This is a genomic window from Nonomuraea sp. NPDC049684 (assembly GCF_044465345.1).
In the GTDB taxonomy this organism is placed as follows: domain Bacteria; phylum Actinomycetota; class Actinomycetes; order Streptosporangiales; family Streptosporangiaceae; genus Nonomuraea.
The window spans coordinates 33,219-46,691 of the sequence record NZ_JBITLO010000001.1 but is presented as its reverse complement, the minus strand read 5'-3'; the positions used below and the strand labels follow the sequence as shown (position 1 = coordinate 46,691).

Below are 13,473 nucleotides of genomic sequence, written 5' to 3'. Positions count from 1 at the left end.
CGCATGAGCGCGATCCTGGCCATGGCCATCTTCGTGGTGGCGTTCTTCTTCATCGCCACCGAGAAGGCCGACAAGGTCAAGGTCGTCCTGGTGGCGGCCGGCCTGATGACCGTGCTGGGGCTGACACCGGGGGAGGAGGTGTTCTCCTCAGGGCACGCGGGCATCGACTGGAACGTCATCTTCCTGCTGCTCGGCATGATGATCATCGTGGGGGTGATCAAGCAGACCGGGCTGTTCGACTACCTGGCGATCTGGGCGGCCAAACGCTCGCGGGGGCGGCCGTACCGGCTGATGGCGATGCTGATGGCCATCACCGCCGTGGCCTCGCCGTTCCTGGACAACGTCACGACGATCATGCTGGTCGCGCCGGTGACGGTGATGGTGTGCGGACGGCTGCGCATCCCGGCGCAGCCGTACCTGATCGCCGAGGTGCTGGCCTCCAACATCGGCGGGGCGGCGACGCTGATCGGCGACCCGCCGAACATCATCATCGGCAGCCGGGCGGGGCTGACGTTCAACGACTTCCTCGTCCACATGGCGCCCGCGGTCGTGGTGATCTTCGGGGTGTTCGTGCTGCTCACCTACCCGCTGTTCCGCCGGTCGTTCCACTACAACGCCGAGCACGTCGCCAAGGTGATGGCGTTGCAGGAGCGGCGCGCCATCACCGACCCCGCGCTGCTGGCGCGGTCGATGACGGTGCTGGCCGCGGTGGTGACGGCGTTCGCGCTGCACTCCGTCCTGCATCTGGCGCCCTCGATCATCGCCCTGGTCGGCGCGGGGGTCATGCTGCTGGTCTGCCGGGTCGAGCTCGGGGACGTGCTGCGCGAGGTCGAATGGCCCACGCTGGTGTTCTTCGCCGGGCTGTTCGTCATGGTCGCCGGGCTGGTGCACACCGGGACCATGGAGACCATCGGCCGCGCCACCATCGACCTGTTCGGCGACAACTACTTCGCCGCGGCCACCTCGCTGCTGTTCGGCTCCAGCGTGCTGGGGGCGTTCTTCGACAACATCCCGTACGTGGCGACGATGGCGCCGGTGGTGGAGGAGCTGGCCGCCGCCGCACCGGACGCGTCCACCGGGCAGGCGCTGTGGTGGGCCTTCGCCTTCGGCGCCGACTTCGGCGGCAACGGCACCGCGGTCGCCGCCAGCGCCAACGTCGTGGCCCTCGGGATCGCCGCCCGCACCGGGAACCCGATCTCGTTCTGGCAGTTCACCCGGTACGGCATCGTCGTCACCCTGGGCAGCACGGCCCTGGCCTGGGTGTACGTCTGGCTGCGCTACTTCTGACCCGGGCCGCCCGGGTCAGGGGCGCAGCCGGTGGAACAGCTCGACCCGGGCCCGGTGGTAGTCGAGGTCCTCCTCGTCGTGCGGCACGCCCGCCGCGGCGGCCTTGCGGAAGTAGGCGTGCTCCCTGCGCAGCTTGTGCCGGACGAGCTGGGCGAGCGACTCGTCGTCGAGGGGGGACGCCGTGCCGCCCTCCTCGTGGTAGGCGGCCACGAACTCCTTGCTGGGCCCGGTCAGGTCGTCGCCCCACTCCAGCGCGGCGGCGGCCAGCTCCAGCTCGGGGGCGCCGACGAAGGTCTCGTCCCAGTCGAGGACGGCGACGATGCGGCCGTCCCTGGCCAGGGTGTTGCCGGTGTAGTAGTCGCCGTGCAGGGGGTGGCGTACGGGGTGCCCGGCGTGGAAGGCCGCCAGCCAGCGGTCGAGGACCGGGTCGTGCAGGCCGGCGGCGTCCGGGGGCGGGTCGCCGTACAGGCCGGACTCCTGGAAGGCGGGCACCGGACGCGGGCCGGGACGCAGCCCGGCCAGCGCGCGGTGGAGCCTGGCCAGCAGCCGCGCGCCCGCCTCACGCTGCGCCGGGACGTCGGAGTCTGGCCAGTCGCCCTCGACGTAGGGCCAGCAGGAGATCGGCCGCCCCGCCACGACGACCACCGTCGCGCCGCCCGCGATGGCCAGCGGGGCGACGGCCTCGGGGAGCGTGGTGGCGGCGTGCCGGGCGACGGCGTGGCACCACTCCGACTCGGCCACCCCGCGCGCGGCCGGGCCCACCCGGACGACGTGGTCGCCGAGGCGGTAGGCGGCCGACTCCTCCCCGCCGTGCAGCCGCTCGCCCTCTCCTTCGGCGCCCCAGGCCCGGGAGACGGCGGCACGGATCTCGGGGGTGAGGGGCGTCTTCGCGTAGATCACCTTGTCAGGTTATGGGGCTCAGGTCATGAGCCGGGACGGCTTGTGGAGTGTTCTGCCAAGGTCGGGCGACACGTGGCGCAAATTCCGCGCTCTCCGCCGGATGGCGCTTAACCTGCATCAACAGGATCATCATCCGCTTGTCACCCCGCGGTCAGGGCCGCCGGTGCCGAGCCCGCTCCGAATTCGGGACGCTCATGATCGTGCAGTCGCAAATCTCACATCCGCCCCATACCCGCCCGTCCCGGCGCCAGGGCACCGGTACGCCACCCGGCCCGGCGCGCCGCCACCCGCGCCGGATCCTCGCCGCCGCACCCTGCCCGCGCCGGGCCTTCCTGGGCCAGGCGCGCGTGAGCCTTGGAACGGTCCACGTTCCGGGGCCGGTCAGGCGCGACCTGCCGCCCGCCGTCGTCTCGCGCTGCCGTTAGCGCCGCTCGGGCCGGCCCGCCGATCACCGTCTGGGAGTCCCGCGTGTCCCATCCGACTCCACCCGCAGCGCCGACCGCCGTGCCGTCCGCTGTGCCGTCCGCCACGCCGCCCGTGGTGCCGTTCGCCGTGTCACCGGCCGTGTCACCGGCCGTGTCACCCGCCGTGCCGCCCGCAGGGTCGTCCGTAGGGGCGCCTGCCGGGGTGGGGCGGGGGCGGGCGACGTGGCGGCATGTCGCACGCCCCGGCCGGCGCGTGGAGATCAACCCGTGGCTGGCGCGGGCGCCGTGCTCGGTGCGCGCGTGCCTGCCGGAGGAGGCCGTCGCCGCCGGACGGACGCGCCGCGCGGCCCGGTTGTGCGCCGCCCTGCTGGTGCTGCTGGCCGCGCTGCCCGCCTTCCTCGTCATGGGAGCCGCGCCGAGGCGCTGGCGGGCCAGGACCGCGCAGGCGGCGGCCCGGCTGCTGCTGCGCGCGCTCGGCGTCCGGGTCGAGGTCGCCGGTCCGGCCGACCTCGCGGGGGAGGCGGCCGGGGTGCTCGTCGTGGCCAACCACGTCTCGCTGCTCGACCCGCTGGTCATGCTGGCCGCGCTGCCCTGCCGCCTGCTGGCCAAGCGGGAGGTGCGCCGGTGGCCGCTCATCGGGACGCTCGGCGCGGCCTGCGGGGCGGTGTTCATCGACAGGGAACGCCTGTCCACGCTGCCCGCCGCGGTGGGCCTGATCCGCGACGCCCTGCTGGCCGGGGAGGCGGTCGCCGTCTTCCCGGAGGGTACGACGTCCTGCGGGCGCGAGGTCGGCACGTTCCGGCCCGCGCTCTTCCAGGCGGCGATCGACGCGGGGGCGGCGGTGTGCCCGGCCGTCCTGCGCTACTACGAGGGTCCGAGCCCGTCGAGCCGGGGGAGCTGGGTGGGGGAGGACTCGGTGGCCGGGTCCGTCGTCCGGGTGGCCGGGACGCGGCTGCTGCGGGCCGAGGTGCGGCTCACCCCGCTCCTGCCGCCGCCCGCCCCCGGCCGCGGGCCGCGCGGACGGGCCGCCCTGGCCCGCGCCGCCGAGGAACGCGTACGCGCGGGCCTCGACTGACCGCACAGGCCGAAAACACAGGCCGTAAACACAGGCCCGAACACACAGGCCCGCGCCGCGGGGGAGCGCGCGCGGCGGCCTCGACCGACCGTTACTCGACGTAAGGATTCACCGATGTGGGGCAATTCGCCGCCGTCCGGCCGTGGGCGGAGGTGGCCGCGACGGGTCGTGCTCTGGGGCGCGGCCATCACGTTCGCCGTCTCGCTCGTGGCCGGCCTGGACGTGCACGACCGGCTCGTGCTGGGCGACATCGTGCCGCTCGGATCGCAGTCCCTGCGCGCGGACGACATCCTCCAGGACGCCTTCCACGCGGGCAACGCCGACCTGGTCCTGATCGCCCGCGCCGCACGCCCGGTCGACGACCCCGAGATCGACGCCGCCGGGACGCGGCTCACCGAACGCGTCTCGGCCGACCCGGGCGTGTGGCGGGTCACGTCGTACTGGCGCGGCCACGAGCCCAGGCTGCGCAGCGGCGACGGGCGCGCGGCGGTCGTCCTGGCCCACCTGAGTGGCGACAACGCCGCCCGCAACGCCGCCGCCCGCCGGATCATGGACTCCCTGCACGGCAGCTACGGCCCCCTGTCGCTGACCGCCACGGGCGAGGCCCAGGTGCGCGTCGAGGCGCAGGACCGCAGCGAGACCGACCTGCGCACCGCCGAGCTGATCGCCGCGCCGCTGACCCTGGCCATCCTGTGCGTGGTGTTCGGCAGCCTGGTCGCCGCCCTGCTGCCGGTGCTGATCGGCGCGCTGGCGGTGATCGCCACCATGGCCGTGCTGCGCCTGCTCACCGAGGTCATGGAGATCTCGGTGTTCGCGCTGAGCATCTCCAGCGCGCTCGGCTTCGCGCTGGCCGTCGACTTCAGCCTGTTCATCGTCACCCGCTTCCGCGAGCAGCTCGCCCAGGGCCAGGACGCCGCCCAGGCCGTCGCCGTCACCATGCGCACCACCGGGCGGGCCATGGCCTGCTCGGCGGCCACCGTGGCGCTGTCGATGTCGGCGCTGCTGCTGTTCCCGTTCACCATCCTGCGCTCGCTGGCCGTCGGCGGGATGACGATCAGCCTGACGGCGGCCGCGGCCAGCCTCGTGGTGCTCCCGGCCGTGCTCACCCTGCTCGGCGACCGGGTCAACCGGCTGCCCGTGCCCGGCCCGTGGAACGCCGCGCGCCGCTCCGCGCCGCCGGTCGAGGACGGGCCCTGGTACCGCCTGGCGGTCGCCGTCATGCGCCGCCCGCTGGCGGTGGCCGTGCCCACCACCGCGCTGCTGCTGGCCATGGGCGCGCCGTTCCTGGGCGCCCGCTTCGGCACCCTGGACGACCGCATCCTGCCGCCCGACGCGCCCGCCGCCCGCGCGGCGCAGGCGCTGCGCGCGGAGTTCGGCGGGCAGCAGGTGGTCGGCGGCACCATGATCGTGCTGCCGGACCTGCGGATGGCCGGGCAGAGCTCCGCCGGCCCGCTGGACGGCTACGCCAGGCGCCTGGCCGCCACCGACGGCGTGCTCCGGGTGGACACCGCCGGCGGCTCCTACAGCCGGACGGCCACCGTCCCCGGGGCGGGCCGCCGGTTCACCGGCGAGGCGGGCACCTGGCTGCTCGTCACCACCGCGCACGAGCCGTACTCGGTGGCCAACAGCGAGCTCGTCCGGCGCCTGCGCGCGATCCCGGCCCCCGGCCAGGCGCTGTTCGCCGGGCCGGGCGCCGAGCTCGACGACCTCAGGCAGAGCATCGGCGGCACGCTGCCCGCGGCCCTGGCGCTGATCGCGCTGGCCACCCTGGCCATGGTGACGCTGCTGACCCGCAGCGTCGTGCTGGCCGTCAAGGCCCTGGTGATGAACGTGCTCAGCCTCACCGCCACCTTCGGCGCCCTGGTCCACGTCTTCCAGGACGGCCACCTGCGCGGGCTGGTCGGCGACTTCACCGCCACCGGCAGCATCGACGCCCTCATGCCCACGCTGATCTTCTGCGTCGCCTTCGGCCTGTCCATGGACTACGAGATCTTCCTGCTGTCCCGGATCACCGAGGAGTACCGCGACCGCGGCGACACCGCCACCGCGGTCGCCACCGGGCTGCAGCACACCGGGCGGCTGTTCACCTCGGCCGCCGTCATCTTCGCCGTCGTCATGGCCGCCGTGGCCACCTCCGGCCTGGCCGTGCTCAAGATGATCGGCGTGGGCATCGCGGTGGCCGTCCTGGTCGACTGCACGCTGATCCGCACGCTGCTCGTGCCCGCCGTGATGCGCCTGGCCGGGCCCGTCAACTGGTGGACGCCCCGGCTGCTGCGCGGCAGACGGGCGCGCGGCGGCTCTCCCGGCGACCCGCCGCGCGTCCCCGTCGGCGCGGCCGCGGGCGGTCCGGGCGGCCCGGACGGGACGGATCCCGCGGCGCCGGCGGGCACACCCGCGAGCACGTCGTGACGACCGTCCGCGATCAGGACCACCGCCACGAGCGGCCGCCGTCCGGGCCGGGGCTGTCGCCGTGCACGCCGGACGCGTGCGTCCGGCCGCCGGTCGCCGCCGCCGGGCCGGTGCGCCGGGCCGCCCGCCTCCTGGGCTGCGCCCTGGCCCTGGCAGCCGCCCTGACGCTGTCGGCGATGCCCGCCCGCCGCCCCGGCGCCCTGCGCGGCCGCCTGGGCCGCCGCGCCATGGGCCTGATCGTGCGCGCGCTCGGCATCACCGTGCGGGTCCCCGGCGGCGTCCCCGCCCTGGACGGCCACGGCACCCTGCTGGTGAGCAACCACATCTCCTGGGCCGACCCGCTGATCATGGCGGCCCTCACGCCGGCCCGCCAGCTCGCCAAGCGGGACGTCGGACGGTGGCCGCTGGTCCGGTCGCTGGCCGCGGCCCACCGCACGCTGTTCATCGACAAGGACCGGCCGGCCGGGCTGCCCGCCGCGATCAGCGCCGTCGCCGGCGCGCTGCGCGACGGGGACGCCGTGCTGGCCTACCCCGAGGGCACCACCTGGTGCGGGCAGGCCATGGGAGCCTTCCACCCGGCCCTGTTCCAGGCCGCCGTCGAGGCGGGCGCGACCGTCCGGCCGGTGGCGCTGCGCTACCGCGAAGGCGGCGCGCCCTCCACCCGCGCCGCCTGGATCGGCGCGGACTCCCTGCCGGTCTCGCTGCTGCGCGCGGTCGCGACCCGGAACCTGGTGGCCGAGGTGACGTTCCTGCCCCCCGTACGCCCCGAGCCCACCGGACGCCCGCGCGCGGACCGGGCGGCGCTGGCCGCGCTGACCGAGTCGCTGGTCAGGGACGCTCTGGGCCCGGCTTGATGGACATTTGATGTGTCATACCCGGACCCGCCCGCACTCCTGGAGCACACTCGGACACGCCCCCCCATCCGCCGAGAGAACGGACGGCACCATGACCGACGACCAGATAACAGACGTGCTCCGCGGCCACTGCGCGCGGGTCCTGGGCGTCAGCCCGGCCCAGATCGGCCCGCACACCGACCTGCGCGAGGAACTGGACGCCGACAGCCTGGACTTCGCCGAGCTCTACGCCGTGGTCGAGGACGAATGGGGCACCTTCGCCGACGACCGGCTCCAGCGGGTGCGGACCGTCGCCGACATGGCCGCCGTCATCCGCCGCCACCTGACGGCGGTGGGCGGCTGATGCGACCCCGGGTCGCGGTGACCGGGCTCGGCCTGCGCACGCCCGCCGGCTCCGGCCCCAAGGAGCTGTGGAACGCGCTGCTCGCCGGACGCTCGACGGCACGGGCCATCACGTCCTTCGACACCTCCGCGCTCGCGGTGCGCTTCGCCTGCCAGGTGCCGGAGCTGGACGTCTCGGCGTACCTGACCGAGCGGCAGGCCCGGCGGCTGGACCGGGCGTCGCTGCTGGCGGTGTGCGCGGCGGGCGACGCGCTGGCCGACGCCGGTCATCCGCGGGTGCCGCCCGAGCGGCGGGCCGTGGTGGCGGGCAGCTCGTTCTGCGGCACCGAGACCTACGAGTCGGCGCTGCTCGACACGCCCGGTCCGGGCGCGCTGCGGCTGTCGCCGATCTTCATCCCGAAGATCATGCCCAACGCCGGCGCCGCCGCCGTCGCCATGCGGTACGAGATCCGCGGGCCGAGCATGTCCGTGGTCACCGCCTGCGCCTCCGGCGCGCACGCCATCGGCGAGGGCGTCCGGCTGATCCGCGACGGCTCGGCCGACCTGGTGGTGGCCGGGGCCGGGGACGCCAACGTCACCCCCGGCATGCTGCACGGCTTCAGCCGGTGCCGCGCCCTGTCGGTCCGCAACGACGACCCCGGGGCCGCCTGCCGCCCCTTCGAGGCCGACCGCGACGGGTTCGTGCTGGCCGAGGGTGCCGCGTTCGTCGTCCTGGAACGCCTCGACGACGCCGTGCGGCGCGGGGCGCGCGTCCACGCCGAGGTGTCGGGCTACGGCCGTACCAGCGACGCCCACGACCTGACGGCTCCCGCGCCCGGCGGCGAGGGCGCCCGGCGGTGCATGGACGCCGCGCTCGCCGACGCGGGCCTGGCCCCCGAGGACATCGTGCACGTCAACGCCCACGGCACCGGGACCGAGCTGAACGACCTGGCCGAGGCGCAGGCGATCGGCCGCGTCTTCGGGCCCGCCGCCGTGCCGGTGAGCTCGACCAAGGGGGTGACCGGGCACGCGCTCGGCGCGTCCGGGGCGATCGAGGCCGTGGCGTGCGTGCTGGCGATGGCCGAGTGCACCGCGCCGCCGACCGCCAACCTGGACCGGCTCGACCCGCGCTGCGACATCGACGCGGCGGCCGTGCCGCGCCCGATCGCGAGGGGGCCGGTGATGTCGAACTCGTTCGGCTTCGGCGGCCACAACGCCACGCTGGTCTTCTCGCCGGCCCGCTGACCGCTCCCGCCGGAGGGTCAGCCCCGCTGGGAGACGAACACGCAGAACGGGTGCCCGGCCGGGTCGGCGTAGACCCGCAGGGGCTCCTCGTCGTCGTCGATCCGGTCCAGCAGCAGCCGGCCGCCCAGGCGCAGAACGCGTTCGTGCTGCTCCAGCAGGCTCTCGACCGAGGGCACGGTCAGGTCGAGGTGGAGCTGCTGGGGCACCCCCGGCTCCGGCCAGGTCGCCGCCGGCAGCGTCTCGACCTGCTGGAAGGCGAGCTGCGGCGTGCCGTCCCCGGATCGCAGCACGAGCCAGTCGCGGCCGCGCTCGTCGTCGGCCCCGGGCTGCGGGGGCTCGTCGCCGGGCCGGTAGACCAGGTCCAGCAGGGACCGGTAGAACTCCGCCAGCGCCCTGGCGTCGGTGCAGTCGAGCACCACCTGACACAGCCTGATCCCGCCGTCCGTACCGGCCATGCGCGCCTCCCGTGATCGTCCTTCGTCCGTCATGCTCTCTGCACGGCGGGAGGGCACGTCAAACGCGCCGGCTTCACCAGGTGACCGGCAGGGACGCCAGGCCGTAGATCGTGGCGCGCGGGCGCAGCGGCACCTCCTCGGCGGGCACGGCGAGCCGCAGCCCGGGGAAGCGGCGCAGCAGCGCGGGGAAGGCCAGCCGCATCTCCAGGCGGGCGAGCTGCTGGCCCAGGCACTGGTGGATGCCGTGGCCGAAGCCGAGCTGCGGCCCGGCCTCGCGGGTGACGTCGAAGCGGTCGGGGTCGGGGAAGCGGGCCGGGTCGCGGTTGACGGCCGGCAGGGAGAGCGTCACGGTCTCCCCGGCCCTGATCGTCTGCCCGGCGAGCGGCACGTCGGCCCGCGCGACCCGGATCGGGCCGAGGTGCACGATGCTGAGGTAGCGCATCAGCTCCTCGACGGCGGTCGCCGCGACGCCGGGGTCGGTGCGCACCAGCTTCGCCTGGTCCGGACGGCTCAGCAGCAGGAACGCGCCGAGGGCCAGCATGTTCGCGGTGGTCTCGTGACCGGCGGTCAGCAGCAGGGTGGCCACCCCGGTCAGCTCCTCGTGGTTCAGCTCGCCGCCGGAGACGAGCTCGCCGAGCAGGTCCTGCGTGGGCTCGGCCCGCTTGCGGGTGACCAGCTCGGACAGGTAGCCCATCAGCTCGGCGCCCGCCGCGCCGCGCTGCTCGGGGGAGTTGTCCAGGTCGACCGCGCGGGCGGTGGTGTCCTGGAAGCGCGCGCGCTCGTCGTACGGCACGCCGAGCAGCTCGCAGATCACCAGCGACGGGATCGGCAGCGCGAACGCGCCGACCAGGTCGGCGGGCGCGCCGCCTGCGGCCATCTCGTCGAGCCGGCCGTCGACGATCTCCTGGATCCTGGGCTCCAGGAGCCGCATCCTGCGCATGCTGAAGCGGCCGGTGAGCAGCCGCCGGTAGCGGGCGTGCTCGGGGTCGTCCATGGCGATGAAGAAGCCCGGCGGGATCACCAGGTCGGCCAGGCCCTCGGGCGGCGCCAGCTCCTTGATCGGCGGCGCGGCGCCCTGGGAGGTGTTGCTGAAGCGCGGGTCGTCGAGCACCGCGCGGGCCTCGGCGTGGCCGGTGACCAGCCAGCCGGGGCGGCCGTCGGCGTAGATCATGCGGTGCAGCGGGCCGTGCAGCCGGGCGAGCTCGGCGGGCGGCTCGAACGGGTCCTCGCGGTCGAGCGGCAGGCTCTGAAGGATGTCCATGCCCTCAGAAAACCGCAGAGGCTGCGAATTTGCAACCTATGCATAAAAGCAGGGCATGCAGTAGGGTGGCGCCGTGGAAGGTCATCGCGAACGCAAGAAGGCCCGCACCCGACGCGCGCTGCTGGAGGCCGCCGTCCGGCTGTTCGCCGAGCGGGGGTACGAGCAGACCACCGTCGCCGACATCGCCGCGGCGGCCGACGTCGCGCCCCGCACCTTCTTCGCGTACTTCGCGAGCAAGGAGGACGTGCTCTTCCTCCAGGCCGGCGACCGCGAGCGGGTGATGCTGGAGGTGATCGCCGGGCGGCGGCCGGGGGAGCCGCTGGGGGAGCTGCTGAGCCGGATGTTCGAGGCCATGGTGCGCAGCCTGGCCGAGGACGACGAGCTCGGCTTCGCGCTGTCGCCGCTGCGGGCGCGGCTGATGGTCGCCGAGCCCGCGCTGCGCGCCCGCGGCCTGACGCTCATGATGGAGACCCAGCCCCGGCTGGCCAGGGCGCTGTGCGAGGTCTACCCGGGGCTCGACCCGGTGTCGGCGGGGGCGGCGGTCGGCAGCTTCATGGGCGCGCTGGCCGTGGCCGGGATGGTCGCCCAGGAGCAGGGCGGCTCCGAGGACGACGTCCTGGCCGCCGGGCGGCGCGGGATCGAGATCGCGGTCGACGGCCTGTCGAGCCTCGACCGGGCCTAGTGCGCGCGGGGCCGCCCGTCACGGCTCCAGGGCCTGGCGGGCGCGCAGGGCGCGGAGTTTGTGGCGGTTGCCGCAGCGTTCCATCGCGCACCAGCGGCGGGCGCCGGGGCGCGAGGTGTCGACGAACACCAGCGGGCAGTTGTCGCTCGCGCACTCGCGGATGCGTTCGGCCAGCGGCCCGGACAGCAGGTCGATCATCTCCCGCGCCAGGGTCGACAGCACCTGAGGGGCCCGCACCGGCGGAGCCCATCCGGCGGTGACGCCGTCGGCGGCGAGCTCGGGGACCAGGGGCGCGGCCGACGCGGCCCGGTTGATCACCGTGATCGCCTCGGCGGGCAGGGGGCGGCGCGCCGCCTGGGCGTGGGCCGCGTCCCAGATCGCCTGGCGCAGGGCCTTGGCGTCGGCGAGCTCGCCGACGGTCACGGGGGCCGTCATGACCGCCGTCAGCGGTGGCTCGGCCAGCCATTCGGCCAGGTCGGCGGGCTCGTGGAGGGTCTCGAAGATCGCGTACTGGCCCTCGCCGCCGGTGTGGGCGAAGTCGAGGCAGAGGGCGCCGGCGTCGAAGCGGAACGACCCGCCCTTGGGATCGTGCAGCACCCGTCCGGTTGCGTTCACTCGCATGACACCACTATAACTGGTGTCGCAACGAAACCTCTTTAACTGGTTTCAGAACGCGAGGAGAGAAGAACATGGGCGTACGGCACATCAACCCCGAAGGGCTTCACCGCAGCCCGGCCTTCAGCCAGGCCGTCGTGGTCGAGCAGCCGGCCAAGACCATCTACATCGGCGGCCAGAACGGCGTCGGCCCCGACGGCAAGGTCGTCGGCCCCACGGTGGGGGAGCAGGCCAGGCAGGTGTTCCGCAACCTCATGACGATCCTGGAGAGCGAGGGCGCGACCCTGGCGAACGTCGTCCACTGGCGCATCGCCGTGCTGGACGGCCACACGTTCGACGAGGGAGTGGCCGCCTTCCAGGAGGTGTGGAACCGGACCGACCCGCCGCCGGCCATCACGGTGCACGTCGTGGCCGGCCTCAACCCGGGATGCCTGGTCGAGGTCGACGCCGTCGCCGTCGTGTGACGCCCCAGGGACCGTCGGCGAGATCTCCGATCATGACGAACACCGCGGACGCGCCACCGGCCGGGCGGAGCGCCGCCCGGCCGCCCGGCCCCCACTGGCCGGTCGTCGCCCTGGTCTGCCTGGCGCAGTTCATGATGGTCCTCGACGTGTCGATCGTGAACGTCGCGCTGCCCGCCATGGAATCCGACCTGCGCATGGGCGCCGAGGGGCTGCAATGGGTGGTCAACGGCTACCTCCTCACCTTCGCCGGATTCCTGCTGCTGGGCGGCCGGGCGGCCGACCTCTACGGCCGCAGGCGCACCTTCGTCGCGGGCCTGGCCGTGTTCGCGGCCGCCGGCCTGGCGGGCGGGCTCGCCACCACGCCGGAGCTGCTGATCGCCGCGCGGGCGTGCCAGGGGCTCGGCGCGGCCGTGGTCGCCCCGGCCACGCTGACCATCCTCACCACCACGATCCCCGCCGGGCCGGCGCGGGCCAGGGCCGTCGCGACCTGGGGCGCGGTCGGGGCGGCCGGCGGGGCGGCGGGATCGCTCGTCGGCGGGCTGCTCACCGAGCACCTGTCCTGGCGCTGGATCCTGCTGATCAACGCGCCGATCGGGGTGGTCGCGGTCGTCGCCGCGCTGCGCCTGCTCGCCGAGAGCCGCGACGCCGGCGCCCGCCGGCTCGACCTGACCGGCGCGATCACGGTGACGGCCGGGCTGTCGGCGCTGGAGCTGGGCATGCTGCAGACCCCCGCGTACGGCTGGGGTTCGGCGCGCGCGCTGGTCCCGATGGGCGTGGGCGTGCTGGCGCTGGCCGCGTTCGTCCTGGTGCAGGCCCGGTTCGCGCGGGCGCCGCTGATGCCGTTGCGGATCTTCCGGGCCCGCTCGGTGTCCGGCGCGCTCCTGGTGCAGTTCCTGCTGGGGGCCGCGGGCTTCGCGCTCTGGTACTTCCTGTCGCTCCACATGCAGCAGGTGCTGCGCTACAGCGCGCTCCAGGCGGGCCTGGCGTTCCTGCCGCACACCCTCGCCGTCGTCGTCGCCGCCAAGGCCACGCCGTGGCTGGCCGGCCGGGTGGGGCTGCGTCCGCTGCTGGCCGCGGGCGCGCTGGTCTCGGCGGCGGGGTTCGCCTGGCAGGCCGCCGTCACGCCGGAGAGCGGCCTGCTCGTCGGGATCGTGCTGCCGGGCGTGCTCGTCACCGGCGGACTGGGGCTCACCTCGGCCCCGATCGCGCTGACCGCCACGGCCGGCGCCGCCCCCGGCGAGGCGGGCCTGGTCTCCGGCGTCCTCAACTCCGCCCGCCAGGTCGGGGGCTCCCTCGGGCTGGCCGCGCTGACCGCCCTGGCCGCGGCCCCCGCCGGCGCGCCAGACTCCGGGTACGCCCTGGCGTTCTGGGCCTGCGCCGGCGTCGTGACCGCCGGGGCGGTGGCCGTGCTCGCTCTGCCCAAGGTCCCGGACGAGCGTCGCTGACGGGGGATCGCGTCCGGTTGTGGACATACGCCCCC

At 74.9% G+C, this 13,473-nt stretch carries 13 protein-coding genes; 9 read left to right on the top strand and 4 right to left on the bottom strand.

Annotation, left to right across the window (positions count from 1 at the left end; genetic code table 11):
• The first annotated feature begins 3 nt into the window (after nt 1-3).
• Entirely contained in the window at nt 4-1,287 is a 1,284-nt protein-coding gene (locus ACIBST_RS00220) for an SLC13 family permease (RefSeq protein ID WP_397167738.1), read from the top strand.
• A gap of 15 nt (nt 1,288-1,302) precedes the next feature.
• Here ACIBST_RS00220 and ACIBST_RS00215 read toward each other — a convergent pair whose 3' ends face one another.
• Nucleotides 1,303-2,187, bottom strand: a complete 885-nt coding sequence (locus ACIBST_RS00215; RefSeq protein ID WP_397167736.1) for a phosphotransferase enzyme family protein — start codon at nt 2,185-2,187, stop codon at nt 1,303-1,305.
• A 678-nt stretch (nt 2,188-2,865) separates the two neighbouring features.
• Between ACIBST_RS00215 and ACIBST_RS00210 the strand changes: the two genes are divergently transcribed.
• The 5 genes from ACIBST_RS00210 (at nt 2,866) to ACIBST_RS00190 (ending at nt 8,516) form a co-directional block, all read left to right on the top strand.
• A complete protein-coding gene (locus ACIBST_RS00210; RefSeq protein ID WP_397167734.1) occupies nt 2,866-3,687 on the top strand; it encodes a lysophospholipid acyltransferase family protein in 822 nt (273 codons plus the stop codon).
• A 168-nt stretch (nt 3,688-3,855) separates the two neighbouring features.
• On the top strand, nt 3,856-6,096 hold the full coding sequence (locus tag ACIBST_RS00205) for an MMPL family transporter (protein ID WP_397167732.1): 2,241 nt from the start codon (nt 3,856-3,858) through the stop codon (nt 6,094-6,096).
• Nucleotides 6,093-6,950, top strand: a complete 858-nt coding sequence (locus ACIBST_RS00200; RefSeq protein WP_397167730.1) for a lysophospholipid acyltransferase family protein — start codon at nt 6,093-6,095, stop codon at nt 6,948-6,950. Before ACIBST_RS00205 ends, ACIBST_RS00200 begins: the two co-directional genes overlap by 4 nt.
• Nucleotides 6,951-7,041: 91 nt before the next feature.
• Complete coding sequence (locus tag ACIBST_RS00195) at nt 7,042-7,293, top strand: acyl carrier protein (protein ID WP_358008853.1); 252 nt, start codon at nt 7,042-7,044, stop codon at nt 7,291-7,293.
• Complete coding sequence (locus ACIBST_RS00190; RefSeq protein WP_397167729.1) at nt 7,293-8,516, top strand: beta-ketoacyl-[acyl-carrier-protein] synthase family protein; 1,224 nt, start codon at nt 7,293-7,295, stop codon at nt 8,514-8,516. The genes ACIBST_RS00195 and ACIBST_RS00190 overlap by 1 nt, the downstream gene beginning before the upstream one ends.
• Before the next feature lie 17 nt (nt 8,517-8,533).
• On the opposite strand, the gene ACIBST_RS00185 is transcribed toward ACIBST_RS00190, so the two are convergent.
• Together ACIBST_RS00185 and ACIBST_RS00180 are read right to left on the bottom strand one after the other, a co-directional pair.
• Nucleotides 8,534-8,971, bottom strand: coding sequence for a VOC family protein (locus ACIBST_RS00185; RefSeq protein ID WP_397167727.1), 438 nt, complete (start codon nt 8,969-8,971; stop codon nt 8,534-8,536).
• Between the two features lie 73 nt (nt 8,972-9,044).
• The gene (locus ACIBST_RS00180; protein ID WP_397167726.1) at nt 9,045-10,232 is read right to left on the bottom strand and encodes a cytochrome P450; all 1,188 of its coding nucleotides are present in this window, start codon (nt 10,230-10,232) and stop codon (nt 9,045-9,047) included.
• A 73-nt stretch (nt 10,233-10,305) separates the two neighbouring features.
• Here ACIBST_RS00180 and ACIBST_RS00175 point away from each other — a divergent pair, with 73 nt between their 5' ends.
• A complete protein-coding gene (locus ACIBST_RS00175) occupies nt 10,306-10,914 on the top strand; it encodes a TetR/AcrR family transcriptional regulator (RefSeq protein WP_397167724.1) in 609 nt (202 codons plus the stop codon).
• Nucleotides 10,915-10,932: 18 nt separating this feature from the next.
• On the opposite strand, the gene ACIBST_RS00170 is transcribed toward ACIBST_RS00175, so the two are convergent.
• Nucleotides 10,933-11,535: a CGNR zinc finger domain-containing protein gene (locus ACIBST_RS00170; protein WP_397167722.1), complete on the bottom strand. Its 603-nt coding sequence runs from the start codon at nt 11,533-11,535 to the stop codon at nt 10,933-10,935.
• Between the two features lie 68 nt (nt 11,536-11,603).
• On the opposite strand from ACIBST_RS00170, the gene ACIBST_RS00165 reads away from it, so the two are divergent.
• Both ACIBST_RS00165 and ACIBST_RS00160 read left to right on the top strand, forming a co-directional pair.
• Nucleotides 11,604-11,993 carry a RidA family protein gene (locus ACIBST_RS00165; RefSeq protein WP_397167720.1) on the top strand — a complete coding sequence of 130 codons (390 nt, stop codon included), beginning with the start codon at nt 11,604-11,606 and terminating at the stop codon, nt 11,991-11,993.
• A 32-nt stretch (nt 11,994-12,025) separates the two neighbouring features.
• On the top strand, nt 12,026-13,438 hold the full coding sequence (locus ACIBST_RS00160) for an MFS transporter (RefSeq protein WP_397167718.1): 1,413 nt from the start codon (nt 12,026-12,028) through the stop codon (nt 13,436-13,438).
• Nucleotides 13,439-13,473: the final 35 nt, after the last annotated feature.